Below are 26,826 nucleotides of genomic sequence, written 5' to 3' on the forward strand. Positions count from 1 at the left end.
AGGTGAGGGTGGTTCGGTCGGTGGTCGTGGATGCACAGCAGTTGACCGAGTACCGCTACCGAGCTGTCCGAGAGGTGCTCGGCGGGTCACCGATCGGGGAGGTCGCCACCCGGTACGGGACGTCGCGGCAGACGCTCCACAGCTGGCGGAAACGGTTCGAGCAGGAGGGTATGCCTGGTCTCACCGACCGGTCCCGGCGGCCGCGGAACAGCCCGAAACGGCTGTCCGCCGAGGTCGAGGCCCTGATCTGCCAGATGCGTCGGCAGCATCCCCGATGGGGTGCCCGGCGGATCTCTCACGAGCTCGCCCGGCGAGGGCTGGAGGTGGCGCCGTCGCGCGCGACGGTGCACCGGGTGCTGTCGCGCAACGGCTTGGTCCGTCGGCAGGAACAGCAGCATCCGCGCCAGTACCGCAGATGGCAGCGTGAGGCGCCGATGCACCTGTGGCAGATGGACCTGGTCGGCGGGGTGCCGCTGGCCGACGGCCGGGAATGCAAGATGGTCACCGGCATCGACGATCACTCACGCTTCGTCGTCATTGCCTCCGTCGTCGCGGTCCCCAGCGCCCGCGCGGTCTGCTCAGCGTTCACCGCCGCGATGCGCCGCTACGGTGTCCCTTTCGAGGTCCTGACCGACAACGGTAAGCAGTTCACCGGCCGCCATCAGCGGCCGCAGCCGGTGGAGGTGCTCTTCGAGCGGATCTGCCGGGAGAACGGCGTTACCCAGAGGCTGACCAAGCCCCGCTCTCCTACCACCACGGGGAAGATCGAGCGGTTCCATCGGACTCTGCGGGAGGAGTTCCTTGACCACGTGGCACCGTTCGAGTCGCTCGCCGCGGCTCAGGAAGCGGTGGACGGCTGGGTGGACAGCTACAACCACCAGCGCCCGCACCAGGCACTGGGCATGGCCATCCCGGTCAGCCTCTTCCGGCCCAACACTCCCGCCCCCGCGGGTGACGAGGAGCCCGAGGGGGCCGTTCGCAGGCCGGAGCTGGCCATCAACGTGATCGAGCCTCCTGTTGTCCCGCCCCATGGGTCAGCGGTGGAGTTCGAAGTGAGAGTGCCACCCAGTGGTGAGCTCACCCTGGTGGGCAGCAGGCTGCGGGTCGGCATCCATCAGGCGCTGGCCGGCCGGACGCTGACGGTCTGGGCCAATCAGCGCAGTGTCCACTTCCTGCTCGACGGGCACCTGGTCACCACCGTCCCGTCCCGGCTGAGGCCGGAAGACCTCGCCTACCTGACCATGCGCTACGGCGCCCGCCCCGCCGGACCCGAGCCGGCACCAGCTGCCCTGCCCAGGGCCCGGAGCGGCAAGGCCATGCTGGCCGCCGGTGAACCGGTGGAGGTCGACCGCAAGGTCAACCGTGACGGCGAGGTATCCGTGGGAGGCGCCGACCAGCAGGTCGGCTTCGCATTGGCGGGACGCACCATCACGCTCCGGCTCGACGGGCACCTCATGCACGCCATCGCCGACAACGCCCTCATGGGCACCTGGCCCTGCCCCGTCCCCACCGAACAGCTGGGGAAACTCCTCGGCGCCCGGACGGCCACCTCACGGCTGCCCCCTCCACCCTTGCCGGCCGGATCCATCCGGGCCCAGCGCAAGGTCCACGCGAGCGGAAGGATCATGGTCGCCAAGCAGTTCATCAAGCTCGGCCCCCGCCATGCCGGGAAGATCGTCACCGTCGTCATCGAGGACACGCACTTCCGTATCCTCCACGGAGAAGACGAAATCGCCGTCCGGCCCCGCAAGAACCCCGGACCAGTCACTCGTCTCATCGTCAGGGGCATGGGCACCCAGAAGGAACGTCAAGCATCTCCTGACGACAAACCGTCAGCCATGTCCTGAGACCTCACAAAGAACTCTTGAGCCGATACAGAGCCATCTTCGCGGGCCGTTTCGGCTTGAGTTCGTGCACATCTGCTTCGCCGCGTGAGGCGCGGGCTCTTTGCACGGACTGCTCGAGTGCGGCCATCAGGTCGACGACCGTGCCCGATGGCGCTTGTTCCAGCTCCGCCTGCAGCGGCTGTTTCCCCTGCGTCTTGTCGGGGATGACCTCGTGCAGGGCCTCGGTGTAGCGGTCGGTGGCCCACTCGGCGCCCTCGATGCCTTCCAAGCGTGGGTCGAGAGCAGCCCCAGGCGCCGCAGAACGGCAACGAGCAGGACGAGCCGCGCGGCTCGGCGGGGCCGACGCGACCGCCCTGCAGATGTGGAGCAATGGGGCCCGGGCGGCTCAACCGGGCGGGCCTGTTATCTCGGGTGAGGAATGGGTGTCAGACACCTCAGGCGAGTAACCCGAGAGGTCCGTGCCTGACAAGCATCCGCAGGTTGTTACAAATCGGGCCCTACTGCAGCCTGTCACTTGGATCGAGGAAAGGCATCGACCTTGTGACGATTTCTGACATCTACGCGGCCCCGCCACCATGGTGCTTTGCACGGCCAGGTGGCGGTGCAGGATCCTGGGGGCGTGCAAGTCGGCTCCGTACGGGCCTTCTGGAACGCTTCTTGTGGGACGACTTGCGGAACGGACGGCGGAGCGAGTAGTCCAGGACGGTGACGGGGGCAGCGTGGCTACGTGGTGGTGTGGGGCATGCGGTGGGCGGGTCGAGCTGGACCCGAACGTGGCGATGCGGGCGGCGGCGCAGCATGCGCGGGAGGCCGGGCATGCCCCGGCAGGATGGCTGACAGACCCGGGGAAATGGCGCGGCCGTCAGGAGCACACGCGGTCTGCCGGGCATTCTGCGGCGCCGGCCACGGCCACTGCCCCGCGGTCGAACGTGTGGCGGTGTGCTGCGTGCGGCGTGGAGCTGTCCCGGGAATTGGGCGTGCCGTCGGCGGATGTGAGGCGCAAGCACGCACGGGCGGTGGGTCACCGGGAGGCAGGTACACGCCTGGTGAGGCCTGACGGCGGGGTGGTGCGGCGGGTGATGACTTCCCAGAAGCGGGAGCGTGCAGGGCAGGACGGGTCGCCCCCGCAGGGTGAACGGCTGTTGACGGGGCAGGAACGCGGGATGCTCGCGTTGGCCATCTTCATGGCCCTCGTGGAGACCTTCGGTGGCCTGAGAGTGGCGCGGAAGTCCCGGGGGCGGCGTAGGAGGTATCTGGGCGGGCCGAGTGCTGTCCGCGGCGCTGGGTTTGGCGGAGGCGACGTAGGCGGGGGCGGTGGCGACTGACCTACGTGGCGAGCAGCACCAGGATCGCGGGCAGAACAGCGCCATACGCCAGACATCACCACAAGATCGACGCCATTCCTCGATCCAAACCACACGCCAGCCGCAGGCAGGAACGCAGCGTGGACGGAGCGAGTCGGGCGGCGCCCGCAGCACGGCACTGTGAGTGGCAGCGGCAAGAGCCGTCGTCGGTAACGGCCGTGGGTGCAGCGGGAGTTCGCCCCACATCGGGCACGGTGCTGTCGTGCCGATCGTCGCCGCGGTGATCGTCAGCGTCGAGCCGACGATCCTGAGATCCTCCACAGCGACGAACGCCGGGTGCGGCAGCAGCAGGCCAAGCATGTGATCGCAGATCAGATCCATTCTCGGTGTCCACCGTGACCCGGAACCCACGGCGGTCTCCGGCGGCGTACTGGTGGACCCGGCAGGAGCCCCATGGGCACGCCAGCGGGTAGAGGTCCGGGAAGCTTCACGCTCCGCCGGGACAGGCTCTAGCCAGGTCCGTCAGTGAGCAGCGCGCAGCGAAACCCGGTGTCGTTGTCGCACATGGTGTGGTCCGCGTCATTGTTGAGCGACGGCACGTGCTCGACGAGAAGCTGCTGGCCATGACCTTCCAGAGTCCCAGGAAGATCGAGCGCGGACTGCAGATGCTCGGGGCAAAGAACTGCTGGCAGCAGTTGGGGGCCGTGATCCAGCCGCCCATGGGGGCGGAAGAGTTGAAGGCCAGGCTGGGGAAGCTCTCGCACCGGCGCAACGACATCGTGCACGAGGGTGATCTCAAGCGCCAGGCCCAGCCCCGCAAGCTCCCGCACACGGCTGTCACCCCCGCACAGGTCAAGGCTGATCGGGACTGCATCGAGTCCTTCATCGCCGCGTTGTGGACGCTGCCGAAGGCAGAGCGGGTATGAGCCCTCGGCCGGAGCAGTGGTCCACGGCACCGCGGGCGCAAGGAAGGGCAGCTGCGCAGCATCGTCGGCAGGCTCAACGAGCCCACCGCCACGCTGTCCCGTGCAATCCCGCGTTGCCTGCGGGGGCTGCTGTGCCCGGGGCATCCAGCCGGGCACAGCAGCAGGAGAGGTCGGCTGGCTGCCCGTGAAGCCGCGGCGGGCCCGCCCCGGCAAGGCTCTCAGTTCAGCGCGGCGTGGCCGGCCTCGGTGGCCTCTACCAGGTCTGGCCGCTCCCCATTCGCCAGGTGGGTAACCCGGATGAAACCGCCGTCGTGCAAGCCGATCTCCGCTGTGAAGAGCCCGATCTGTTTCTCCTGCCATGCCACGCGCCGAGGATCATCCTCAGCGGCGCTGCGTTCGAAGTCCGCCGGGTGGATGGTGTGAAAGAAGTCGGAGGCGGCCACGGGCTCTGGTGACTGGGCGATCAAGCGAAGCAGCTCATGCTCATCGGCGTTCAGCGTCATGGCGGCAGCGTAGGGGGCGGCCTGGGCAGGGGCGACGGCTTCCGGTCCAGGTGTCGGTGGCGGCAGTGCAGGACATCAGCCCCCAGACATCGGGCCAGCGGCTCGGTGCGGCCCATCGGCCGGGGCGGGTGCGCTGGCCAGGAACAGCTGGGCCGCCGGAACTCTCCCTGCGGCCGCGGGATTCCGCGCCCGACGGGATCCACCCGGGCGGGCGCGGGCGTGCCGTGCGCGTGGGCGATGCCATCATGCCCTTCTCCTGGACAGCCAGATCAGGCCGTCTGCTTGTCCAGGTCGAAGACGTCGCCGGTCGGTGGCTTGGCTTTCACGGATTTGTCGTAGTCGTGGAAGGTGAGCGTCGTCGGCTGACCGCCTGCTACCTGCTCGGCTTTCAGGAGGTACGGCTTGCCTTTCGTGGCAACGTAGAGCGTGTAGTGGTCCTTGCCGTCGCTGTTGGTGAGCTTGAGAGCGGGGGTGCCAGCAATCGTGGTCGTTCCGGCCTTACGTGCCGTGGAGGCGGCGCGCTTGTAGGGGGCGAGCTGATAGCTGAGATCGCAGAACTTGACGTAGGCCTTGCCTTCGGGACTCGTCGTGCTCGTCTTGGTCCAGCGGCCCGACAGCAGCTCCACCACGGTCTCTATGCTGGCATCGGACTCTTTCGCGTCCTTGCCCGCCGCGCGCAGAAGGCCCTCGTCGTACTTTCGGTAGACGGTGTCGCCCGAGATGACCAGCTTCATGGAGCCCGCGCGGACCAGGCCGACCGTGCCCGCGCACCGGCCAGCGGTATCGAAGGCTACGTTCAGCGAGTCCAGGCCGATTCCCTTGTCCGCGACCCGGCCTGCCATGCGCAGTGACTTGGCGCCCGACATCGCCTTGATGACCTTCTCGGCGATCTCAGGGCTGGACAGGCCGTCGAAGGGATCCTTCGGCTTGGCGTCGGGTGTGTCTGAGGCCGCAGTCGCGGGCCCGAGCCTGCCGTCCTCAACGCCGCACGCCGCCAGGCTCACCGCCGCAGCAACAAGGCCGGCCACGGCGATCACGGTGCATCGCGGACGCAGATGATGACGCATGAGAAATCCCCCCGGGAAGTCGTTCAACGGGGACATCGCATCAGGGCTCCCGTCGTCGCGCTGGACCAACCGCGCGCAGCAGAGCATACCGAGACAGATCATCCATACCTCAGGCCCGCAGAGTGAGGGCCCGTGTGCTGGGCTCCCTGTCACCGATTCCCTTGCCGCGTCGTTACCCGGGTCGTGCTGGTCTGGGGGGCACGCCGCCGGGGCGGTCGAAGGACCGCCCCGGCATCCGTGCCGGGTGTCGGTCGCGCCCACCAGGATGGCGGATGCACTAAGGGCAACCGCGCCGCGCCCGGTCCGCTACCTCGACGCCCACACCGCCGTAGGTGACCTAGACGTCTGAAACTCGCGCGAGCGATGCCGTCATGCCCTCCTCCTGGACGGCCGATGCGTGTGGGGCAGCAGGCCGACAAGGGACGTGAGACGTCATGATCGACCCCCGCAACCGCGAGCAGCAGCGCGCCGTGCGCGACTACCAGCGGGCCCACCCCCACCTGGCCCTGGACCAGGCCCGCCAGGCTGTCGCCGCCCGCTCCGGCCAGGACAGACTCCCGGCCCGGATAGCTGGTGCTCCGCTGCCCCGCCCCGCCGAGTGGCTGGAGGGCTACGTGCAGCGCGTCGCCGCCGCGGCCGGCGTCCAGCGGCACCGTGCCATGGAAGTGCTCGGCCTGCAGCCCGGCTCCTCCGCCACCAAGCGCCTGGACCACCTCGCCGACGGCCCGCCCGACCAAGGTGGCCGCGCGCTGCCGCTCCCACGAGGCCGGACGCTAGCAGCGGCCACGGATACCCGGGCCAGGAGCGTGGAAGGTGAGGAGAAGCCGCGGCCAGCGTTCCCGTCTACTCAGACCCGGGAGCGTGTCCGATCGGCTACGTTGAGTCGACGAGCATGCGTGGGGGAGGACATGTGCTGACATCGGCGGTTGTGCGGGTCCCGATGGCGGGCGGGGGCTCGATTCTGGTGCAGGTGGACCCGGACGAAGTGCCAGCTGACTCTCAGGGGCCGGTCAAGGCGGGCCGAGCGACGGACGTCGTACGGGAACTACCGCAGCATCTGCAGGCGGCCATGGGACCGGTGACTGACATGGCCCGGGCTGTCCTGGAACAACTGCGGCGGGCCGAACCGGACGGAGTCACCGTGGAGTTCGGCGTGAACCTCGCCGCGCAGGCCGGGGCCGTCATCGCCAAGAGCGAGGCGGGCTGCCATCTGAAGGTGGCGATGACCTGGAACGCCGCCGCGAGTACGGGCGAGGGCCCGGGCTGAGGACGGCGCCGCCATGCTGACGGCACGGAGCGAAGAGCCGGCGTCGTCGCAGCCGCCCAGCCCCGAGGCCGCCGTCGCGCAGGTCCTCGCGTCCGACGGCACTGTGGCCGGCGCGGGGTTCCTGGCCGGCGACGGCCTGCTGCTCACCTGCGCACACGTCCTGCATGCCGTCGGTCTCGGCCCCGGCGACGACGTCCGGGTGTGCTTTCCGCAGGCCACGAACGCGCCGCGTGCACTCGGGACGGTCCTCGCCGCGCCCTGGCGGGACCCGGACGGCGAGGACATCGCCGTCGTCCGGCTGCACGAGGTGCCCGTCGGCCTTCCCGTGCTGGCGATCGGATCGGCCCAGGGCTTCGAGGGGCAGCGGGTGCGGTCGTTCGGCTTTCCGGCCCAGGCGCACCTCGAGGGCCGCCACGGAAAAGGCGTCGTCCAGGGCTATCTCAACGTCGACGGCCGCGTGCTTCTCCAACTGGACGGCGCGAACTCACTGGCGCAGGGCTTCAGCGGCGGACCGGTCCTCGACGTGGAATCAGGTCTCGCCCTCGGCATGGTCACCGAGATCACCGCCCCCGACCGTCACTACCGCGGCGTGAACGTGGCGTACGCGGCCCCGGGTGAGGCGCTGCGCGCCGCCTGCCCCGCGCTCGTTTCCCAGGAGACCTGTCCCTATCTCGACCTCGAACCCTTCGGCAAGGAGCACAGCAAGTGGTTCCACGGCCGGGACGCCGCCTTGAAGGAGGTGCTGCGGAAGCTGAAGCGGCACCGTGGCGTCCTGCTGCAAGGTCCCTCCGGTTCCGGCAAGTCGTCCCTGGTGCAGGCGGGCGTCCTCCCCAAGCTGCCGCACGACTGGCTCACCTGCACCGCGCGCACCGGCCGGGACTGGGCCGCCGACCTGGAACGCGAGGGGCTGCCGGGGGTCCGTAAGACAGGGCTGCTCGACGCCGTACGCAGACGGCTGGCCAGCGAGGCGGACGGCCGCCGACTGCTGTTGGTCTTCGACCAGTTCGAGAATCTGCTCGCGGCCGCCGAGTCGCCCGTCCACGCTGCCGATGCCCTGCGGCAGCTGACCGAGGTCATCCGCTCGTACGAGCCGGTGGTCGTGCTGCTGGTCATGCGCGTCGACTTCTACCACCGGCTGCACGTGCTCGCGCCCGACCTGCTGGAAGCCGTCAAGCACGGGCAGATCGACCTCTTCCCCACGCTCACGGCCGAGGAACTGGGCGACATCGTGATCCGACCCGCGCACAGCGTAGGGCTCCGTTTCGAGGAGGGCCTGCCGGAAGCCATCGTCACCGAGGCCCTGGCCGCCCGTCCCCGTTCGGCCGCGGACGGCAGGGCCGATGTCGCTCTGCTGCCGCTGCTGGAGAAGACCCTGACGCTGCTGTGGGAGAACCGCAGCGACAACCGGCTCACCTGGGAGGCGTACGACAACAGGATCGGCAGGTTCAGCGGATGCCTGAAGGGCTGGTACGAGCGGGCCTTCCAGGAACTCGGCGCCGGTCGCCGCCCCGTGGCCGAACGCATCCTCAGCGCACTGGTCCGTCACGACGAGACAGAACAGACGCCCGACACCCGTCAGATGCGCTCGGTGGAGGAACTGCGCGATCTGATCGCCGACTCGTCCTTCGACGACGTCCTGGCCCTCCTCGCCCGGCACCGGCTCGTCATCACGCACACACCGTCGGGCGGCAGGTACCAGGGCCGGCCCATGGTCGATCTGGTCCATGAGTACCTCATCAGCACCTGGGACGAGTTGAGAGAGTGGGTGGCGCGGGACGCACCGTTCGACGCCTGGCTGCGCCAGGTGCAGTCGCAGCGGCGCACGTGGGAGGCGACGCCGGACGACCCCGAGGGTCTCCTGGAAAGCGCCGATCTCAAAGCCGCGCTCAGCTGGGCCGCCCGCACCCGTACCCTCCCGCCCCGCATCAGCGCGTTCCTCCAAATCAGCTACGACCACCACAAAGCGCTCAAGCGGCGCCGGCGGCGGAGGCGCAGCGCCGCCATTACGGTGCTGTCCCTGCTGACGACCGGACTGCTGACCCTCCTCATCGTCGCCCTCGACTACGCCGAGGGCGAGCGGCAGGCGAAGGAGGAGAAGGCGAAGGGCGAGCTGGTCGCCACCGCCGAAGGACTGGCCGCACAGGCCGAGCGGCTGCGCGAGAGCAATCCGCGGCTGGCCCTGCAACTGGGCATGGCCGCCGACCGGCTGCGCGGCACCGCCAAGGTCCGGGCGAGCCTGGTCAACACGCTGAACACCACCAGGCTCGCGGCGACCTTCTCGGGTGCCGGCATCGGGTTCACGGACGACCGGGGCAAGCGACTCCTCGTCCAGACCTCCAAGTCCGGCGAGGACGGCGTGCTCTCCACCACCTACGCCGTCGGCGGGACCCGGCCCGGACGGGCGCTGCGACGCCTCGACATCGGCGCCATGGCCGACCTCAGTCCGGACGGAAAGCAGCTGGCCACCTTCGACGCGGACCTGCGGGTGCGGGTGCGCTCCGCGGACGCTCCCGGCGCCGCCGAGGCCACCGTGTCACCGGTGCTCGGCACGGCAGCTGGCGACGCGGAGTTCGGCGTGGACGGCAGACGTCTGGTGATCGGCCACCAGGACGGCACGGTGACCCTCTGGGACGTCTCCCGGCCTGCCCGCCCGACGGCGACAGGGGCGCCGCTCCGGGTACTGCCGAGGCCATCCGACGGCGATGCCACCCCGTGGTCGACCTCGCCGTCCCTCTCCCCCGACGGCCGTCTCATCGCGGTGGCCGGTGAACGATCGGTCGCCCTGTGGAGCGTCGCCGCGCCACGGCGGATAGTGGCGCGCCTGCGCCTGCCGCCGCTCAAGCCCGAGACGTACACCGACCCGTACGAGATCTCCGAGATCTCCTTCAGCCCGGACGGGAGGACAATCGCCGCCGCCGCGACCGGCGGTGTCATGCGCTGGGATCTGGCCGATCCCGAGCATCCCGTACTGCTCGAAACCCTCACCGACGCCCGCGCGGCGGCGGTCTTCGCACCGGACGGCCGGACCCTGGCGACGGCGGGCGACGACGGCAGCGCCGTGCTCTGGGACCTCACGGACCGCTCCCGGGCCCGTCGCGTCGACGTCTTCCCCTCGCCCTACGAGAGCGAGGCCGTCGCGATCCGCTTCTCGCCGGACGGACGGCGCGTCATGGTGCGGCACGACGGTTCCGCCGGGGGCTATGGGACGGTGTGGAACCTCCGCCCGCCGAGCCGACCACAGGCCCTGGGCGGCGAACTGCCCTCCCGCTCCCCCTCTCTGGCCCTGCGGGCGGACGGCCGCGTCCTGGTCACCGCGCGCCAGGACGGCCGGATCGACTGCTGGGACATCACCTCGCCGGATCACGCGGTCCGGATGTCCACCGTGCGCACGCGCGTCCCAGGCGGCGTCACGGCCCTGGCGCTCCGCCCCGACGGCCGGGAACTAGCGGTGGGCGGCGCTGGCACGGTGCAGCTGTGGGACGTCAGCGACACGAGGAACCCGGTACGGCGTGGTGCGACCCCAAGGACCACGCTCGACCGGATCACCGCGCTGCGTTACACGCCCGACGGCCGGACGCTGCACATCTCGGACAGCGCCTATGTGGTGCGCTGGCGGACGGGCTCGCGCACGATCCCCCTCACCATGGGCACGGTCTTCCCCCAGTTCGTCACGCGGGTGGCGTTCAGCAGGCAGACCGGCACGATGGCACGGATCGCGCCCAACCAGCCGCTGTCCCGGGTCGTCCGGGAGCGCGGCGACCCGGTCGGGGCGAGCGTTCAACTGTGGCCGGTAGGCAATTCCGGCCCCATGCCCGGCAGCGGGGCCCGGGAACTGCCCGGTCCGGGCAACGTCGGTTCGGCGGTGGAATTCAATCCGGCGGGACGGATCCTGGCCGCTGGTAGCCCGTCCGGCACGCTGACGCTGTGGCGGATCGGGGGTGCCTACGACGAGCACCGCCGACTGGGGCTTCCGGTCAAGGGTCACCGCACGGCGATCTCCGCCATCACGTTCTCACCGGACGGGGCCACGGCGGCCACCGGGGCGACCGACGGCACGATCGTGATCTGGGCGCCCGACGAGGACGGCCCGCAGAACCTCAGCGGCGCCGCAGCGGAGAGCCACTCGAGCCCCGTTCTCACGATGGCCTTCTCCCCCGACACCCGCACACTGGTCACCAACGGCGCGGACGGCGTGGTGCGGTTGTGGAACGTGGGGGCCATCGCGGACGCGCGCGCCAAGCCGACGAGACTGGCGTGCGCCCTCGCCGGCGGCGGACTCAACGAGGTGGAGTGGGAGTCCTTCGTGCCATCGCTGCCGTACCGGGACACGTGTGCGTGAGCCGGGGCCCTCAGCGAGGGGCCCGGCGGGCCGTGCTCGTCATCGACGAGACCGGGGACGCGAAGTCCTCCACCGACGCGGTCGAAGCCGCCCACCAGTACTCTGCTCCACTCGGCGGGGTCGGTCTTTGCCAGGTCGCCGTCCACCTCGCCTACGCCGCCCGCGGCGGCCATGCCCTCATCGATCGTGCCCTGTATCTGCCCGCCGCATGGACCTGCGACGACGAGCGCCGGGACCTGGCGGGCGTCCCCGACGAGACCGGCTTCGCCACGAAACCGCAGCTCGCCGCGACGATGCTCCAGCGTGCCCGCGACGCGGGCCTGCCCGCCCGGTGGGTCGCCGGCGACGGGGTCTACGGCGGCCGCGACCTGCGAGAACACATCCGCTCCCTCGGCTACGGCTACGCCGTCGCGGTGCCCGCCGCACACCGCGCCTCCACCCCGGCCGGGCGCTTCACAGGCGCCCAACTCGCCGCGCGGGTGCCGCGCCGGGCCTGGCGGCGCCTGCGTCGGCACCAAAGGTGACCGGCACTACGACTGGGCGGTGATCGACGTGGAGGCCGACGACACCCCGCCTGACAGCCCGGACGGCCACAGCCTCCTGCTCCTGCGCTGCCACCGGTACACCCGGGAGACGTCGTTCTTCCACTGCCACTCGGCGACCCCGGTCGCCCTGTCCGATCTTGTGGACGTGGTGTCCTGCAGGTGGCGGATCGAGGAGGACTTCCAGACAGCCAAGGCCACCGCGGGACTCGACCAGGGGCAGGTGACCTGCTGGAACTCCTGGCACAAGTGGAGCCTGCTCAGCCTGGTTGCCTCCGTGCTCCTCGCCGTCGCCCGCGTCGGCAGCACCACCCCGCACGACGGACTCGTTGCCCTCAGCTGACGCGAACTGCTCGTCCTGCTGCGGGCGCTCGCCCTGCCCGTCCCCCACCGCGATCTCGAGCACGTCCTGAACGGGTCCTGGTGGCGTCGACGTCACCAGGACTGGGCCATCAGCGCCCACCGGCGCTGGAACACGGTCACCGCAGCCGCCGTCATGTGATCACAACACCGGCCCGAACTACACTGCCGTGTCAGACACTCCCTCCCTGTACGAGACCGTGGTCAGGCACCGGCGTGGAGGTAAGCGGCCCACAGCGACGGTGTGCGGGGCAGCCGATCGCGGACAGCCCGGATGGCGTGGTGCAGGGCGTGGGCGGCTCGGCTGGCATCCACGGTGCCCTCCTCGGTGGTGAGGTGACTGTAGAAGTCATCGGCGACGGTGACGGCAATCTGGTCATCGATCTCCCACAGGTCCCGATGACGTGGCGAAAACCGGCAAGCTGGAACGCCGAAGTCAGATGGATGGCCTCATCGAGCAGCTCGGCGGCATCGACGGCTGCCGTGCGGCAGGCAGACAGGTAGGCGAGCTGCGCCTGGCCCAGCTCGATGGGGGTGAGGTCGCGGACGGTGAGTGGGTCGGTGTCATGGTCGTGGAGGAGTAGCGGGCTGTTCGATGGGTCGGTGGGGTGGCTGGTGCCGTGGCAAGCGAAGTGCGCGATCGGGTAGGTGGGCAGGTGCGCCAGGACGCTAGCCTTGGTCGGTAAGCGCCGGACCCGTCTCCGGGGAGCGGGCAAAACCGTGGGAGGGCAACAGGCTGCTCTCCCACGGTTTTGCCCGCTCCCCAACTCGGGGGTGCAACGATCTACGATCGCTGCAGGGTCGTTCGCATCTGGACCTGCTTCTCTTCCATGCTCCGCGCGTCTCCCCAGCTCAGCGCGCCGAGGTCCGCCGCAACGTCCAGGAACCCGTAGAGCCCTTCGAGCCGCCGGTCGACAGGGGCACTGTGTCGGGCCGAATGTACAGTGCGGGCTGCCGTCCAGCGAGCGCCGCTGGCAGCGATGGCCGCGCTCATGATGACGCCTGCCAGAGCGAGCACAAGGGATAGGGATATCGAGTTGATGCCCATGGGCCCGATCATCGGACCGCAGATCGGTCTCCGGAGCCGGTTTGAGCGGCACCTGAGCAACCGTCCGACACTACGCCGACGGTCGCACGAGAAGGGCAACAGGCTGCTCCCCTAAGGTCTTTCCAGCTCCCGTGCGCAAGGTTGAGCCGTGGCAACCAGCCGTTGATGGTTCCGCGTCTGGCGGGATATGGCTGCCACTTCGTCCGACACAACCTCCCCGTCCGCACCTAGCTGGCCTTACTGCGGACACGGCGCCGCAGAGGGCGGCGTCGGGTGCCGCGGCCGCAGCGTAGAGCCGCACACTGCATGCCTGGCCCACCTCGATGGCGCCGCCCGCTCCGCATATCTGGCCAGCCTGCAGCCCCGTGCTGACATCGACCACAGCGGTACCTCGCTCACTGAGGAAGTGCTCATCGAGATACTCAAAGCGGTCTCGGACCCCAGAACACAGCGCCCCTGCATCGGTGATGCGATATTCATCGGCGCCAGGATCGACGGCAATGCTCGGTTCGGCGACGCGGAGATCACCGGCAACGCCTGGTTCCTCGAAGCGGAGATCACCGGCAACGCCTGGTTCGACAAGGTCAAGGTCGGCGGCAACGTCGAATTCCGCGATGCCAGGATTGACGGCGACGCCCTGTTCCGTGCTGGGGAGATCGGCGGCAACGCCTGGTTCTTTGGTGCGAAGATCGGCGGCGATGCGCGGTTCAACGGCGTCAGGATCGGCGGCGACGCCGAGTTCGACAACACCAAGATCAGCGGAAGTGCCCGATTTGGTGCCCTTGGGGGCAGCGATACGCGGATCGACGGCGACGCCCGGTTCCAGACTGCGGTAATCGGAGGGCACGCCGAGTTCGGACGCGCCAAGATCAGGGGCCATGCCCGGTTCAGGGGCATCAGGATCGATGGCTACCTCGGGTTCGGTGCTGCGGAGATCGGTGGGGAGGCCGAGTTCAGCAGCGCCGAGATCGGCAGTAACGTCCTGTTCCACCACGCCAGGATCGGCGGCGACACCTCATTCGCAGGGGCAGTGTTCGAACGTACTGCCCGACTGGGTGCGCTTGTGGGGCCCGGAGCGTTGGATCTGTCGGGGGCAGTGTTCCAGACGGCTGTGATCATAGAGGCGGCAGTGGCCGAAGTGCGCTGTCGACGGACGCGCTGGGCGTCCACGGCGACGTTGCGCCTGAGACACGCCGCCGTAGACCTGAGTGACACGGTGTGGGAGTACCCGGTGAGCATCGCCGCTCATCCCCGCACCTTCACCACACATGAGAGGGAGACAGCCAGGGCTGATGGGGACCCAAGGCCGCGGGCGGTGTCGTTACGGGGAGCGGACGCCGCGCATCTGGTGCTGACCGACGTCGACTTGGCCGAATGCCGGTTTGCCGGGACGATCCACCTCGATCAGTTGCGGCTGGAGGGCCGGTGCACACTGGCCACCGTGCCCTCCGGCCTGTGGTGGCAACGCGGGCTGCCGGTGCGCTGGACTCCGCGGCGAACCCTGGCAGAAGAGCAGCACTGGCGAGCCTCCCGTGGCACCAGTGCGCAGAGTTGGACCCCCGCGCGGGCATGGGAAGAGGTACTTGAACCGGCCGCGCTGGCGCCGATGTACCGGCAAATGCGCAAGGCGTTCGAGGACGGCAAGGACGAGCCGGGCGCTGCTGACTTCTACTACGGCGAGATGGAGATGCGCCGCCATAGCCGAGACACCCCGCAGGGCGAGCGGGGCCTGCTAGCCGTGTACTGGGCGCTGTCGGGATACGGGCTGCGCGCTTCGCGGGCTCTGGGATGGCTGCTGGTTGCCATGACTGCCACCGTGCTGGTGATGATGCTGTGGGGTCTACCGCAACACGTCCCGAACCCGCAGACCACCGGTACCATCACCGGCCGTAGCATCGCGCTGACCACCGACACCTCCGATCCCGTCAAACCCATAGGACCGTACGCAGAGCGAATATCGACTCGGCGGTTCGAGCAATCCGTTCGCATAGTCATCAACTCTGTGATCTTCCGCTCGTCCGGCCAGGATCTGACCACCATTGGCACCTACACCGAGATGTTGTCCCGCTTGACCGAACCGGTCCTGCTCGGTCTCGCTGCCCTCGCCGTTCGCGGCCGGGTGAAACGCTAGGCCGGCGCCACGAACGTAGCCGCCCAGCACACACCGGGAGACCACGACACTGCCCTCAGCTTGTTCTCTATCTTCCGGCCTCGACCGGCGCCCCGAACTTAGAGCTTCAACGAATAGGAGGCCAGGGGGAACAGGCCGCCCTCCCACGCCTTTTCCCGCTCTCCCCAAGGACCCGGTCCAGGAGCTGGCCCCCTGCGTCTGCGGTGATCTGCCGGTCCCTGAACTCAGTGAGCACCGACTGCTCGAAGTCCGGATCGGCCAACTCCAGACCGAGGAGATGCCTCCAGTCCACCCGCCCGCGCACAGCGTCCGCAGCCTGCCGGTCCGAGAGTCCCTCGGCAAACGGCATGACGGACACCAGCGCCAGCCTGCCCGGCGACCACGTCGGCTTCTCTCTGCTCGAGTACAACCCGGCGAGGTCCGCGTCCGAGAACAGCTCGCCGAACTCACCACGTATCCACATCGCCAGGCTGCCCTTCGGGAACGCCGCCCGCGCCACCCGGGCCGATTCCTCAGGAACCCCGTCGACATTCTCCTAGCCTGCAACGACACCGACACCCTCCCCAAACACAACGTCGGCGGCCTTCACGTCCACAACGGGTCACGAAGGCCGACGTCACGTTCAGGCCCCGGATTCGCCAACAGTGTCGATGATCCGGCGCGGCCCAGCTGCGTGAACCGGCGCCCGTCCCGGAGTGCGGGACGGACGCCAGGGAGGAGAGCGGCTCTACGAGGTCCTGCTGGGGCGGGTGCAGGCCGGGCAGTACTGGATCCCGCCCAGGACGAGCACCGGCTTCACGTCCGGATGCAGCGGGCACCGGCGTACGCGTCCGCGGCCGGGCCACCGGGCCTCTGACACCGGGTGCAGGAACGGCAGGAACCAACGTGTCCTGTCGTCGGAATGCTCCATGTGAACCACCTCCTCCACGAGCACGGTAGCGGTGAGCCCCCGCCGCACGGCAGGCGTGCGACGGGGGCTCACCTGAACGAGCGGGGGCTGGTCAGTTGGGGCCGCCGCTGCAATCTCCCGTGCACGTGCCCTCGCCGCCCGGCTCGGTGTGCTCGCACTCCGCCGCGACCGGGATCGTCTCGTCCGTCGGCGGCAGCCACAGCCTCACGTCGACCTCGAAACCAGCGTCCGCGATCCGCTGCACGGTACGCAGGAGTGCGCCGGGATCGTGCCGGGACCGGTCCGGACGCTCCGGCACGTGGTGGACGAACCCACCCAGCGCCTTGCACAGGCGCGCGTACGTGCCGGTGTGGAGGATCAGGGCGTGCCAGCCCTCATCCACGACCCGGGACGGCCGCAGGCGCTCATCGGGGAACGTCGCGCAGGCCGCCACGAATCCGAGCGCTTCGGTGGTGATGCGTTCGGCGACGTCGGCCACCATGCCCGGGTTGTTGTCCACGAGCGTGACGGCGACGTCGGCGAATGCCTCGGGGGTGATGAGGTCTCGCGCACTGGACACCTCCTGCAAGGTCTGTTCCTGTTGGACGGTCACCGTGTACTCCCTTCGTCGGGTGGTGCGGTGGACCTGCCGGGCCGGGGTCGGTCCAAGGAACTCGGCCTGGCAGCGGACTTGCGGAGGCGGGCCCCTCTCGGGGGCGAGGCGCCCGCCCCGCGCGGCCAGTCTTGCCGGGGCATGTGCCGCGCGGAGTTGGTGGGTCGCCCTTGGGGCCTGGGGTAGGGCGTGGATGGCGCCCCAAGCTCAGGGCGGGGGTCCGGCGGCGGGATCGGCGGGGATTGGGCATCCCGCCGCCGGGGACTAGGAGGACCTCCTATTCAGACGGCGGCGCGTCCGAGGTCAGGATCGGGACGTCCGGCGAGGGCTCGCCAGTGAGCGCGGAGTGAGCTGCCACCCCGAACAGGGCAGTGCTCAGGGCTCCGAGCACGGCACCAATCGCCATGAGGAGGGCGGAGCCCCAGTCAAAAGGCGGCTCGTCGTGGTCGCTCACAGTGGCTCTCCGCCCCGCCCGCTGCAGGACGATTCGCACTGACACTGCGGGCACCGAGCGGCCGGGGCCTGGGTGGCGTCCGCAAGCGCGGCCGGTGGGTGGGGGCGGGCGTCGTCGTCGGCCGGGGCCCGGCTGTGCAGGCGGCGGCTCGCGACGATCCAGGCGGTATCGCTGGTGTGCAGATCTCTCATCGTCATGGGATGGACAGCTCCTGTCCGAGAGCCGAAGGGGAGGGGGATTTCAGAGATCGGGTTTGTCGCTGGCGTGCAGCTCGGCCCACACGCGTTTGCCCCAGAAGGCGCCTCGGTGACGGCTGCCGAGCAGGTCGTAGCCCCAGCGGTCGGCGATGGCGTCGACGAGGAACAGGCCGCGGCCTCGCTCCGCTCCGGGCTCCGGAACGGACAGGTGTGGCGGTGCGGACGGGACCCGATCGACCACGGAGAGCCGCAACCGGTCCGGCGCCAACCGCTCCACGACCACCCGGACCGACCGGCACCCCGCGTGCTGCACCGCGTTCGTCGCCAGCTCGCTGGTGATGAGGACGGCTTCAGCGGTGACGGCGGGCGCTACGCCCCACGCGGTGAGGGCGGCACGGACCATGCCGCGCACGGCCGCCGGTGTGCCGCTGACACAGGGGTGGGTCTCGCAGTGACGGGTGGGAGAACCGTCTTTCCCTGGTCCGGAGATGGCCATGAGGGAGGGACCTTCCGCTGCTACGGCATGACGTGAGTCACCTCCCACACATTGGACCGGTGGACCGGTCCAGTCAAGCGGGTCGGCAGTACCCGCCTTGAAAGGGTTGACGAAGGGTCAGCGACTGTCGCCCATGGGGTACGTGTCGGAGTCCTCCCACAAGTCGCCCGCGGTCACGCCGTGTTCAACCACCAGCGGCCTGTCGTCCCTGTCGTAGGCGGTGTGCAGCACCACGACAACGGTGAACGGCGTTGTCCGTTCCAGCGCCGCGGCCTCTTCCTCGGTGCCGAGGCGGGCCGTCGTTACGTCCACGCCGCGCACCGGAGTCCGTCCGGTCATCCGCCGCACGTACCACGTGGTCCCTTCCATGATTGGCCGATCACCTGCCAGCTTCGGGCACGCGTCCGCAACCTCTGGAGGGAACCAGGCGGACACGAGCGACAAGGGCGACCCGTCGGCAAGTTCGACGACGCGGTCACGGCGCAGTGCGCTTCGTCCGTCGGTCAGGCCAAGGGCCGCCCCGATGCGCCCGGGAGGAACGATTCGCGTGGGCGTTCCGAGGATCCGGAAGGCTCGGCCGCCAGTGGTGCGGGCGCTCCCGGCCTTCCTGCTGCCCGCCGGGCGCGCGATCGGTGTGGGCGCGGTGCGGTAGCCCTGTCCCTGCCGGGCCACGACCAGGCCGTCACGCTCCAGCGCGTCGTATGCCTTGATCACGGTGGCGCGACTGACTCCCCACTGTGTGCACAGCTCGCGCTGCGACGGGAGAAGAGCATCGGAATCGAACTCGCCATCGGCGATCCGTTCCCGTAGCGATTCCGCGATCAGCTCGTACTTGAGAACGGCCATACGTAGCTCCTCGAACACTGGACAGGTTGACCGGTCGGGGCCGACCATCCCAGCTATGACAGCAGATCCAGCGATCGCCCCGGAAGTCCTGGAGTACTACAGCGCCGTCACCGACGAGTCCGCGCGGCTCACCACCAGCGCTGACGGAGCGCTTGAACTCGTCCGCACCCAAGAAATTCTGCGCCGCCATCTGCCACCGGCCCCGGCCCGCGTCCTCGATGTCGGAGGAGGCCCCGGCATCCACGCACAGTGGCTCGTGAAAGACGGCTACACCGTCCACGTCGTCGACCCCGTCCCCCGCCACATCGACCAAGCCGCCCGCGCCGGAGCCACCGCCGAGCTCGGCGACGCCCGCAGCCTCACCGCCCGCGACGACGCCTACGACGTCGTACTCCTCCTGGGGCCGCTCTATCACCTCCTGGACCGGTCCGACCGGGACCAGGCCCTCGCCGAGGCCGTACGCGTGGCCAAGCCCGGCGCCCTACTCGCCGCAGCCGCCATCGGCCGGTACGCCTCCCTGTTCGAACACACCGCCACCGGCCTGCTCGACGTGCCCAGGGTGCGGGACGCGGTCGAGGACATCTTGTCCACCGGCGTGCACGAGCCCGGCCGTAAGGGCTTCACCGCCGCCTACTTCCACACCGCCGACGGACTCGCCGGCGAACTCACCGACGCCGGAGTACGCGACGTGACGGTGCACGGGATCGAAGGACCAGCGTGGGCAGTACTCAAAGGCACCGAACAGCACACAGGGGCATCAGTGAAGGACACGCCCATGTTCCGCGCCGCACTGGAGGCCGCACGGCTCGCAGAGCCCTACCCAGAACTGCTGTCCGCCAGCTCCCACATGCTCGCAACCGGGATCACTCCAAGCTCCTAAGCCCCCACCCACGGCGCCCCGCATGCGATGCACGTGCGGGGCGCCGTGCTGTGCCGCCGGTCAGACGGCGATGGAGTCCACGAACGGGAGCCCCACTGAGTCCGGTGCGGGGCAGCCCCTGACCTCACACCAGCCCGGAAGACGATCGGCCCACCGCCAGGCGTCGGCCTGGAGTCAGCAGGATCACGAGGGGGCCGCCGCAGCCAGCGCGGGCAAGGTGGACTTTGGTGATCAAGCGTCCCTGGGATCGGCCGAGGGCGTGATCGTCCGGTTCGTCCGTTCGATGAGTCCCCCTCATCGGCCGGTGGCGGCGGCTGATGGGCACGGACGATGGTGGAGTCGATCTGGACAAGCCAGTGGCGCTCAATGATCTCCATCTGCGGTCTCCCTCCGCCAACGACGTCACACGGTCGAGGTCGATTAATCCCGGTTCGACCACCAGCTCCCTTCTCGTTTCTCACCCGCGGACTCCCCTCCCCTTAACCCCCGCAGACTCCAACGATCCAGGCCCCAAACCGCTGGACCGTGCCCGCCCGCACAGGAGCCCCAGCGGGAGCAGCGCGTGCACACCCTCACCACCTGATCAACGGGCGTACCCGCGAAGACCGGAGAACCACCCCCCGACAACCCCAGCAACGACACGGACGCCCTAGACATCGAACCGCACTGCCTTGCGTTCGACGTCCGCGACCAGTTCGGCCTGGCGCAGGCTCGTCGCCGCGTGGTCGGGGGCCGCGGTCCCCTTGCGTACAGCCTCGACGAAGTGCCCTACGACGTTGGCGAACTGGTCGTCGGGAGGCAGGGTGCGCTCCTCGCGGTGGTCCTGGCGTTCGACGCGCAGCACGGGCTGGTGGGTCGGCGGTGGTGTGAACGCCCGGTCGAGCAGGAGACGCCCCTTGCTGCCCGCGAACTCGCAGCTGGTGCGGTACGCGTGTGCCATCCCGAAGACGAGGTCGGCGGTCACACCGCCGGGGGTAACCGCCAGGATCCGTCCGGACACCACCGCGCCGGTACGGGCGTGCGCCCGCAGCACGGCGTGTACGACCTCGACATCCGCGCCGAGGTAGTACAGCGCCGCGTGGATCGGATAGATGCCCATGTCCAGCAGGGCGCCGCCGCCCACGTCGGGCTGGTAGCGCATATTGTCCTCAGCCAGCGGCGGGATGGTGAACACGCTGGTGAAGTCGCGTACGTCCCCGATGACACCGGCGGCAAGCTGTTGGCGTACGTGGGTGTGCTGCGCGTGGTGGGTAAAGGCCACGTTCTCCAGCAGCACAAGGCCCAGGGATTCGGCCAGCCGCAGTAGCTGTCGGGTGCTTTCGGTGTCGCCTGTGAGCGGCTTCTCGGCCAGTACGTGTTTGCCCGCGCGCAGGGCCTTCTCGACCCACTCGGCGTGCAGCATCGCGGGCAGCGGTACATAGACGGCGTCGATGTCCGGGGACGCGAGCAGCCCCGCGTACTCCGGCATGGACACGCAGTGGAACGCGGCGGCGAACCGGGCCGCTTTCGCCTCGTCGCGGCTGGCCACGGCAGCCACCTCGATACCGGGCGCGGCGGCGATCGCCGGGAGGGTCCGGCGCCAGGCGATGTCCGCGCAGCCAAGCACGCCACAGCGCAGCGGTTGGTGCAGGGGTGCCACACGTCCTCCTGAGAGAGCCGGGCCGGGGGCCTCGGCCGGTCGAGTTCCGTGGGATGCCCGCCCGGTCACGCCGTGGCGCCACCGCTGAGCGGTTCCCACCATGAGCGGTTGTCCCGGTACCAGGCGACAGTCTCGGCGAGCCCGGCCTCGAAGTCACGCCGAGGGCGGTAGCCGAGCTCCGCGCGGACCTTGTCGTCGTGGATCGAGTAGCGCAAGTCGTGGCCCTTGCGGTCGGGCACATGGCCCACCTGGTTCCAGGTGCCGCCGCAGGCCTCGAGCAGCATCTCGGTGAGCTCCAGGTTGCTTAGCTCGGTGCCGCCGCTGATGTTGTAGATCTCGCCGGGCCGCCCGCCGGCGCGTACGAGGTCCACACCGAGGCAGTGGTCCTCGACGTGCAGCCAGTCGCGTACGTTCTTGCCGTCCCCGTACAGCGGCACCTCGCCGCCGTCGAGCAGCCGCGAGACGAACAGCGGAATGACCTTCTCGGGGAACTGCCGCGGCCCGTAGTTGTTGCAGCACCGCGTGACCCGGACGTCCAGGCCGTGGGTGCGGTGGTAGGCGAGGGCGATCAGGTCGGAGCCCGCCTTGGACGCCGCGTAGGGCGAGTTGGGGCAGAGCGGGTCCGTCTCACGGAAGGAACCCGTCGCGATGGAGCCGTAGACCTCGTCGGTGGACACGTGCACGAAGCGGCCGACGCCGTGCCGCAGCGCCGCGTCGAGCAGTGTCTGGGTGCCGGTGACGTTGGAGCGGACGAACGCGTCCGCGGCCGTGATGGAGCGGTCGACGTGGGACTCCGCGGCGAAGTGCACCACCTGGTCGACGTCCTTCATGAGCCGGTCAACCACCTCCGCGTCGCAGATGTCGCCCTGGACGAAGGAGAGCCGGGGATGGGTCAGATCGAGGTTGTCCAGCCGGCCCGCGTAGGTGATCTTGTCGAGGACGGTGACATGGGAGACCTCACCCGCCGTCTCGACCTGGGCGGGGCCGAGCAGCGCGCGGACGTAGGCGGATCCGATGAAGCCGGCGGCGCCGGTGACCAGCAGACGCATCACGCCTCCAGGAAGTTGGCGAGCGTCGGGTTGAGGCGGTACTCGCGGGCGCTGTCCATGACGTACTGGCCGTAGGGGGAATGGCCCATCCGGGCTCCGAGTTCGTAGCACGCGTCAGCGGTGATGAAGTCCATGTACATGGCGATTTCCTCGATGCAGCCGATGCGCGTGCCCTGGTGGTGCTGAATGGTCTGGACGAACCGGCCCGCGTCGAGAAGGCTCTCGTGGGTCCCGGTGTCCATCCAGGTGACCCCCCGGCCGAGCCACACCATGTCGGCGCGCCCTTCCGCCAGGTACGCCTTGAGGACATCGGTGATCTCCAGCTCGCCGCGAGCGGAGGGCCGGAGGTTCCCGGCGATTTCCGTGACGGTGTCGTCGAAGAAGTACAGGCCGGGAATCGCGAGGTTCGAGCGGGGCCGCTCGGGCTTCTCCTCGATCGATACGACCTGGCCCTTGGCGTCGATCTCGGCGACGCCGAAGTGCTGGGGCTCGGCGACCTGATGGCCGAAGAGGACGCAGCCGCGCAGCTCGCGCGCGCTTCTGCGCAACACGGCGGGGAGGTTGGCACCGTAGAAGAGGTTGTCGCCCAGGATCAGGGCACAGGCCCCGCCCCGGATGTGGTCGGCGGCCACGCGGAACGCGTCGGCGATGCCCCGTGGCTCGTCCTGGACCGCGTAGTCGATGCGCATGCCGAGTCGGCTGCCGTCTTCGAAGAGCTTGCGGAACAGGTCGACCTCACCGGGGCGGGCGATGATGAGGACGTCGTCGATGCCCGCGAGCATGAGCACGGACAGCGGGTAGTACACCATCGGCTTGTCGTAGACCGGGGCGAGCTGTTTGGACCCCACGAGCGTGATGGGCTGCAGCCGGGTCCCGCTGCCGCCCGCCAGAACTATGCCCTTCACTGAATCAAGGCCTTTCGGCAGCGGGGCGCGGCCACTCGGCTCGCCGCCCGGGACATCGGGTGGACCACGTCTCCTCCATTTGTCACAGAGAACTGGGAGCGCAGAGCACTGCGGTCAGGGATCTCACCTATGCAGAGATCGCTCATTCAGAGATCACTCGTTTGAGAAATCACTCGGTTGAGAAATCACTCGGTTCAGAGCGCACTTCGATCAGGAACCACGGAGATCCGCTACATCGTCGGCAGCTCATCCAAAGCGAACCTTGAGTCAGCCAAAACCGACGGCCCCGGCGAGGTGAGATGTCCCAGCTCAACAGCGCATGAGGGGCGGAAATCGCGGTGAGCGGACAGCCTATTGAGGGGCATCCGCGCTGCTCATACACGGTGTGGCGACGCTTGCCGGCGTTCCTCACGTACGGAACTGACCGCACAAGTTGCGGATTTCTTCACTCCGCTCACTTTCTCTTGTACTGTCGCCAGGACGAGGGCTCGGGACGCGCATCCCACCCGTGTACGCGTATTCTTCAGGATTTTCCGCCGCAGTCCCTTGAACGCTGCCCAGACCAGCCGGATCCCCGCATTGATGTCGCGTCAATGCTCTTCCGCTCGGGGAATCAGGGAAGCGACAACCGCGCCCCGAACCGGGACCCGGCCATCCAGCACGCAGAAGGTCTGTCTATGGAGGCGAGATCGTGTCGGTGTCAGAGCACATCCCCCGTCTGAGTTCCGAGTTCGTGGCCACCGCGAGCGGCTACCGGGCCCTGCGCGAGCAGGCGCCGCTGGTCAAGGTGACGCTCTCCGAGGTGGACACGCCCATGTGGCTCGTCACGCGGTACGAGGATATGAAGGCGATTCTCCTCGACCCCCGATTCGCCCGTGACGCCACCAAGCTCTCCGACCAGGACGGGCCGAGCATCGCGGACCAGATGGTCGCCGCCTACGGCCTGCCGCCGGAGTACCGCGACTACATAGGCACCCTTGTGATGTCCGACGGGCCGGACCACATGCGCCTGCGCGGCCTCATCACACGTGCGTTCACCGCCCGCCGTGTGAACGCGCTGCGCCCCACGCTCCAGCGCATCACCCGGGAGCTGTACGAGGCCGTGTCCGCCAAGGGCGAGGCCGACTTCCTCGCGGAGTTCAGCCACCCGATGGCCAGCGACGCGATCTGTGAGCTCCTCGGCATCCCGGAAGTCGACCAGGAGGAGGTGCGCAAGGGCATCTCGGACACCCTGTCCGGGGACCCTGAGCGCCTCGTGCCCTCCCTCAAGCGCATGGTCGAGCGCTGCAAGGGACTGATCGAGCTGCGCCGCGAGACACCCAAGGACGACCTCATCTCCGCGCTCCTGAAGGTCAGCGAGGAGGAGAGCGACTTCGGCGAGACGCAGATCATCGCGATCGTGATGCTGCTCGTCAACACCGGCATCATCCCGCCCGCGCACTTCGTCGGGGACGCGGCCCTGGCCCTCCTCGACCACCCCGACCAGCTGGAGCGGCTGCGCAAAGAGCCCGAACTCCTCCCCCAGGCCGTGTCCGAACTGCTGCGCTTCACCTCTTCCGTGCCGGTCGGCGCCCCCATGTACGCCATGGAGGACCTGGAGTTCGAGGGCGTGCGGGTCCAGCGCGGCGAGGCGGTCATCCCCGGCCTGCTGGCCGCGAACTACGACCCCCGCCAGTACGCCGGCAACCCTTTGCAGCTCGACATCAGCCGTGAACTCGGGCCCGGGGTCGGCCACATGGCCTTCGGCCACGGCCCGCACTACTGCATCGGCGCCACGCTCGGCCGCATCGAGGCCGAGGTCGTGCTCGACCATCTGTTCCTCAAGAACGAGGGCCCGCGGCTTGCCGTGGCGCGCGACCAACTGGAGTTCGTGGCGCGTCCCGGCGACGGCATGCATCTGAACGCGCTGCCGGTGCGCTTCTGAGGGATCAGGCGCCCGCGACGCCGCCCGCGTCCGGCCGGGAGGGCTTCCTCTCCCGGCCGGACGCGGGTAGGTACGGGTGGACCGGCACCGCGCCGCGCGAGCGCAGGAGACTCCAAGAAGAGTTCAAGGTCCGCTTTAGCCGAACAGGCGAGAATTCCCCATCCCACGGGGCCTACCGAGGAGAAGATCGCCATGCGTGTCCTGTTCGTCGTGTTCCCCTGGCGCACACATTTCCACTCCGCTGTTCCCCTGGGTTCGGCGCTCCAGACGGCGGGACACGAGGTGCGTGTCGCCAGCGCCCCGGAGATCACCGACGTCATCACCGCGTCGGGCCTGACGGCGGTTCCGGTCGGCCCAGACGACCCCATGGTGGAGAAGCTGGCCAAGCTGCAGGACTCGGAGCACCGGAAGATCGGCGAGGAACTCGCGGAACGCGGCGACCTTCTGGTCGACTTCGCCGAGAACCGCGAGGAGGAGCTCACCTGGGAGCGTCTGAAGTGGCTCTACCGGTTCTTCAGCGAGACCCTCCAGACCATGAACGAGGCGATGATCGAGGACCTGGTGGCCTACAGCCGTTGGTGGAAACCCGATCTCGTGGTGTGGGACTGGGTGAGCTACGCCGGCTCGATCGCCGCCACCGCCGTGGGCGCGGCCCACGCGCGTATGCCGATCGGGCTCGACGTGGAGGCCCGGATGCGGCGGCACTACCTCCGGGTGAGGGAGCAGCAGCCGGTGGCGGAGCGCGAGGATCCGGTGGCGCAGTGGCTGGCGGACTGGGCGGAGAAGGTCGGCAAGTCGTTCTCCGATGAGATGGTGACCGGGCACTTCACCATCGAGCAGATGCTGGGCTCGATGCGGGTAGGGGCGCTGGACGTGCCGCACCTCCCCGTCCGCTACATCCCGTACAACGGGCCCTCCGTCGTACCGGACTGGACCCGTCGCGCCCCGGAGAAACGGCGCGTCCTCGCCACCTTCGGCCTGAGCCTGGAGCAGACGTCGACCCAACAGGCCCTCACCACCGAGCAGTTGCAGGCGATGCTCGACTCCCTCGCCGACCTCGACATCGAGCTGATCCTGACCCTGCCCGAGCAGCTCCACAGCGAGCTGAAGCGCATACCCGACAACACGAAGGTCGTGCGCTTCGTGCCGGTAGCCGTCATCATGCCGTCGTGTACGGCCGTGATCCATCACGGCGGCGCACCCGTGATGCTCGCCTCGATCGCCCACGGAGTGCCGCAGCTGATGATCAGCCGGGTCGTTCCGGACAACTCCGAGCGGGGTCCGCGCCTGGAGAAGTCCGGGGCCGGGCTGTGGTTCTCGGTGGACGCGGACGGCGACGGCAGCCTCATGGAGAAGATGGGCGGGGCCACCCCGGAGGCGACCGCGGCATGGGTCCGGGAGGGCCTGGTGCGGATCCTCGACGAGCCGTCGTTCCGGGAGGGGGCCGGCCGGCTGCGCGAGGAGCTGCTCGCCCAGCCGTCGCCCAATGAGGTGGTGCCGGAGCTGGAGCGGCTCGTGGAACGCTATCGCTCACGGTGAGACCCGCCGTGACGTGACGAGGGGGCCGCGCGGAGAGTCGCGTCGGCCCCTTTGGCACGTC

Annotated in this window: 23 protein-coding genes and 1 pseudogene; 11 read left to right on the plus strand and 13 right to left on the minus strand. The window is 69.2% G+C overall.

Going from position 1 to position 26,826, the window contains the following annotated elements:
* Window positions 1-20 precede the first annotated feature (20 nt).
* Window positions 21-1,847 (plus strand): IS481 family transposase, encoded by a 1,827-nt coding sequence (locus AC07A4_RS11020; protein WP_478596016.1) that lies wholly within the window; start codon window positions 21-23, stop codon window positions 1,845-1,847.
* Window positions 1,848-1,851: 4 nt separating this feature from the next.
* On the opposite strand, the gene AC07A4_RS11025 is transcribed toward AC07A4_RS11020, so the two are convergent.
* Window positions 1,852-2,115, minus strand: coding sequence for a hypothetical protein (locus AC07A4_RS11025; RefSeq protein WP_478596018.1), 264 nt, complete (start codon window positions 2,113-2,115; stop codon window positions 1,852-1,854).
* A 1,635-nt stretch (window positions 2,116-3,750) separates the two neighbouring features.
* Between AC07A4_RS11025 and AC07A4_RS11030 the strand changes: the two genes are divergently transcribed.
* Entirely contained in the window at window positions 3,751-4,077 is a 327-nt protein-coding gene (locus tag AC07A4_RS11030; RefSeq protein ID WP_478596021.1) for a hypothetical protein, read from the plus strand.
* Window positions 4,078-4,295: 218 nt separating this feature from the next.
* On the opposite strand, the gene AC07A4_RS11035 is transcribed toward AC07A4_RS11030, so the two are convergent.
* A complete protein-coding gene (locus tag AC07A4_RS11035) occupies window positions 4,296-4,580 on the minus strand; it encodes a hypothetical protein (RefSeq protein WP_478596024.1) in 285 nt (94 codons plus the stop codon).
* A 269-nt stretch (window positions 4,581-4,849) separates the two neighbouring features.
* Window positions 4,850-5,647, minus strand: coding sequence for a hypothetical protein (locus AC07A4_RS11040; protein ID WP_478596026.1), 798 nt, complete (start codon window positions 5,645-5,647; stop codon window positions 4,850-4,852).
* Window positions 5,648-6,081: 434 nt separating this feature from the next.
* Between AC07A4_RS11040 and AC07A4_RS11045 the strand changes: the two genes are divergently transcribed.
* The 5 genes from AC07A4_RS11045 to AC07A4_RS11065 are packed head-to-tail and all read left to right on the plus strand — an operon-like array spanning window position 6,082 to window position 12,138.
* Window positions 6,082-6,564 carry a hypothetical protein gene (locus tag AC07A4_RS11045; RefSeq protein ID WP_478596028.1) on the plus strand — a complete coding sequence of 161 codons (483 nt, stop codon included), beginning with the start codon at window positions 6,082-6,084 and terminating at the stop codon, window positions 6,562-6,564.
* Window positions 6,565-6,587: 23 nt separating this feature from the next.
* Entirely contained in the window at window positions 6,588-6,914 is a 327-nt protein-coding gene (locus AC07A4_RS11050; protein WP_478597475.1) for a CU044_2847 family protein, read from the plus strand.
* A 13-nt stretch (window positions 6,915-6,927) separates the two neighbouring features.
* Window positions 6,928-11,253, plus strand: a complete 4,326-nt coding sequence (locus AC07A4_RS11055) for an nSTAND1 domain-containing NTPase (protein WP_478596030.1) — start codon at window positions 6,928-6,930, stop codon at window positions 11,251-11,253.
* A 32-nt stretch (window positions 11,254-11,285) separates the two neighbouring features.
* Window positions 11,286-11,777: an IS701 family transposase gene (locus tag AC07A4_RS11060; RefSeq protein ID WP_478596033.1), complete on the plus strand. Its 492-nt coding sequence runs from the start codon at window positions 11,286-11,288 to the stop codon at window positions 11,775-11,777.
* A gap of 19 nt (window positions 11,778-11,796) precedes the next feature.
* Window positions 11,797-12,138: a hypothetical protein gene (locus AC07A4_RS11065; protein WP_478596036.1), complete on the plus strand. Its 342-nt coding sequence runs from the start codon at window positions 11,797-11,799 to the stop codon at window positions 12,136-12,138.
* A gap of 221 nt (window positions 12,139-12,359) precedes the next feature.
* On the opposite strand, the pseudogene AC07A4_RS11070 reads toward AC07A4_RS11065, so the two are convergent.
* Window positions 12,360-12,922, minus strand: a pseudogene (locus tag AC07A4_RS11070) (CHAT domain-containing protein).
* Window positions 12,923-12,939: 17 nt separating this feature from the next.
* Window positions 12,940-13,203, minus strand: a complete 264-nt coding sequence (locus AC07A4_RS11075; RefSeq protein ID WP_478596039.1) for a hypothetical protein — start codon at window positions 13,201-13,203, stop codon at window positions 12,940-12,942.
* 406 nt (window positions 13,204-13,609) lie between these two features.
* Here AC07A4_RS11075 and AC07A4_RS11080 point away from each other — a divergent pair, with 406 nt between their 5' ends.
* Window positions 13,610-15,334, plus strand: coding sequence for a pentapeptide repeat-containing protein (locus AC07A4_RS11080; protein ID WP_478596041.1), 1,725 nt, complete (start codon window positions 13,610-13,612; stop codon window positions 15,332-15,334).
* Window positions 15,335-15,440: 106 nt separating this feature from the next.
* Here AC07A4_RS11080 and AC07A4_RS11085 read toward each other — a convergent pair whose 3' ends face one another.
* From AC07A4_RS11085 to AC07A4_RS11105, 5 genes are all read right to left on the minus strand, one after another.
* Window positions 15,441-15,833, minus strand: a complete 393-nt coding sequence (locus AC07A4_RS11085; protein ID WP_478596043.1) for a transposase — start codon at window positions 15,831-15,833, stop codon at window positions 15,441-15,443.
* 228 nt (window positions 15,834-16,061) lie between these two features.
* Window positions 16,062-16,244, minus strand: coding sequence for a hypothetical protein (locus AC07A4_RS11090; protein ID WP_478596046.1), 183 nt, complete (start codon window positions 16,242-16,244; stop codon window positions 16,062-16,064).
* 91 nt (window positions 16,245-16,335) lie between these two features.
* Window positions 16,336-16,836, minus strand: a complete 501-nt coding sequence (locus AC07A4_RS11095; protein ID WP_478596049.1) for a glycine-rich domain-containing protein — start codon at window positions 16,834-16,836, stop codon at window positions 16,336-16,338.
* Window positions 16,837-17,530: 694 nt separating this feature from the next.
* Window positions 17,531-17,899, minus strand: coding sequence for an ATP-binding protein (locus AC07A4_RS11100; protein WP_478596052.1), 369 nt, complete (start codon window positions 17,897-17,899; stop codon window positions 17,531-17,533).
* A gap of 201 nt (window positions 17,900-18,100) precedes the next feature.
* Complete coding sequence (locus AC07A4_RS11105) at window positions 18,101-18,829, minus strand: GntR family transcriptional regulator (RefSeq protein ID WP_478596054.1); 729 nt, start codon at window positions 18,827-18,829, stop codon at window positions 18,101-18,103.
* 55 nt (window positions 18,830-18,884) lie between these two features.
* Here AC07A4_RS11105 and AC07A4_RS11110 point away from each other — a divergent pair, with 55 nt between their 5' ends.
* Window positions 18,885-19,709: a class I SAM-dependent methyltransferase gene (locus tag AC07A4_RS11110; RefSeq protein ID WP_478596057.1), complete on the plus strand. Its 825-nt coding sequence runs from the start codon at window positions 18,885-18,887 to the stop codon at window positions 19,707-19,709.
* 649 nt (window positions 19,710-20,358) lie between these two features.
* On the opposite strand, the gene AC07A4_RS11115 is transcribed toward AC07A4_RS11110, so the two are convergent.
* The 3 genes from AC07A4_RS11115 to rfbA form a co-directional block, all read right to left on the minus strand.
* Entirely contained in the window at window positions 20,359-21,348 is a 990-nt protein-coding gene (locus tag AC07A4_RS11115) for a Gfo/Idh/MocA family protein (protein ID WP_478596058.1), read from the minus strand.
* A 65-nt stretch (window positions 21,349-21,413) separates the two neighbouring features.
* Window positions 21,414-22,397 carry a dTDP-glucose 4,6-dehydratase gene (gene rfbB, locus AC07A4_RS11120; RefSeq protein WP_478596059.1) on the minus strand — a complete coding sequence of 328 codons (984 nt, stop codon included), beginning with the start codon at window positions 22,395-22,397 and terminating at the stop codon, window positions 21,414-21,416.
* The gene (gene rfbA / locus AC07A4_RS11125) at window positions 22,397-23,302 is read right to left on the minus strand and encodes a glucose-1-phosphate thymidylyltransferase RfbA (RefSeq protein ID WP_478596060.1); all 906 of its coding nucleotides are present in this window, start codon (window positions 23,300-23,302) and stop codon (window positions 22,397-22,399) included. Before rfbA ends, rfbB begins: the two co-directional genes overlap by 1 nt.
* Before the next feature lie 691 nt (window positions 23,303-23,993).
* Here rfbA and AC07A4_RS11130 point away from each other — a divergent pair.
* The gene (locus tag AC07A4_RS11130; protein ID WP_478596062.1) at window positions 23,994-25,226 is read left to right on the plus strand and encodes a cytochrome P450; all 1,233 of its coding nucleotides are present in this window, start codon (window positions 23,994-23,996) and stop codon (window positions 25,224-25,226) included.
* A 192-nt stretch (window positions 25,227-25,418) separates the two neighbouring features.
* Window positions 25,419-26,765 (plus strand): activator-dependent family glycosyltransferase, encoded by a 1,347-nt coding sequence (locus tag AC07A4_RS11135; RefSeq protein WP_478596064.1) that lies wholly within the window; start codon window positions 25,419-25,421, stop codon window positions 26,763-26,765.
* The last annotated feature ends 61 nt before the right edge of the window (window positions 26,766-26,826 follow it).

The organism is Streptomyces sp. NPDC043996, from assembly GCF_056435225.1.

Bases quoted from the DNA above. Each gene is read 5' to 3' on its own strand.
- AC07A4_RS11090 (WP_478596046.1), bottom strand. From the start codon at position 16,244: ATGGAGCATTCCGACGACAGGACACGTTGGTTCCTGCCGTTCCTGCAC.
- AC07A4_RS11055 (WP_478596030.1), top strand. From the start codon at position 6,928: ATGCTGACGGCACGGAGCGAAGAGCCGGCGTCGTCGCAGCCGCCCAGC.
- AC07A4_RS11135 (WP_478596064.1), top strand. From the start codon at position 25,419: ATGCGTGTCCTGTTCGTCGTGTTCCCCTGGCGCACACATTTCCACTCC.
- AC07A4_RS11110 (WP_478596057.1), top strand. From the start codon at position 18,885: ATGACAGCAGATCCAGCGATCGCCCCGGAAGTCCTGGAGTACTACAGC.
- AC07A4_RS11105 (WP_478596054.1), bottom strand. From the start codon at position 18,829: ATGGCCGTTCTCAAGTACGAGCTGATCGCGGAATCGCTACGGGAACGG.
- AC07A4_RS11040 (WP_478596026.1), bottom strand. From the start codon at position 5,647: ATGCGTCATCATCTGCGTCCGCGATGCACCGTGATCGCCGTGGCCGGC.
- AC07A4_RS11050 (WP_478597475.1), top strand. From the start codon at position 6,588: ATGGCGGGCGGGGGCTCGATTCTGGTGCAGGTGGACCCGGACGAAGTG.
- AC07A4_RS11075 (WP_478596039.1), bottom strand. From the start codon at position 13,203: ATGGGCATCAACTCGATATCCCTATCCCTTGTGCTCGCTCTGGCAGGC.
- AC07A4_RS11035 (WP_478596024.1), bottom strand. From the start codon at position 4,580: ATGACGCTGAACGCCGATGAGCATGAGCTGCTTCGCTTGATCGCCCAG.
- AC07A4_RS11045 (WP_478596028.1), top strand. From the start codon at position 6,082: ATGATCGACCCCCGCAACCGCGAGCAGCAGCGCGCCGTGCGCGACTAC.
- rfbB (WP_478596059.1), bottom strand. From the start codon at position 22,397: ATGCGTCTGCTGGTCACCGGCGCCGCCGGCTTCATCGGATCCGCCTAC.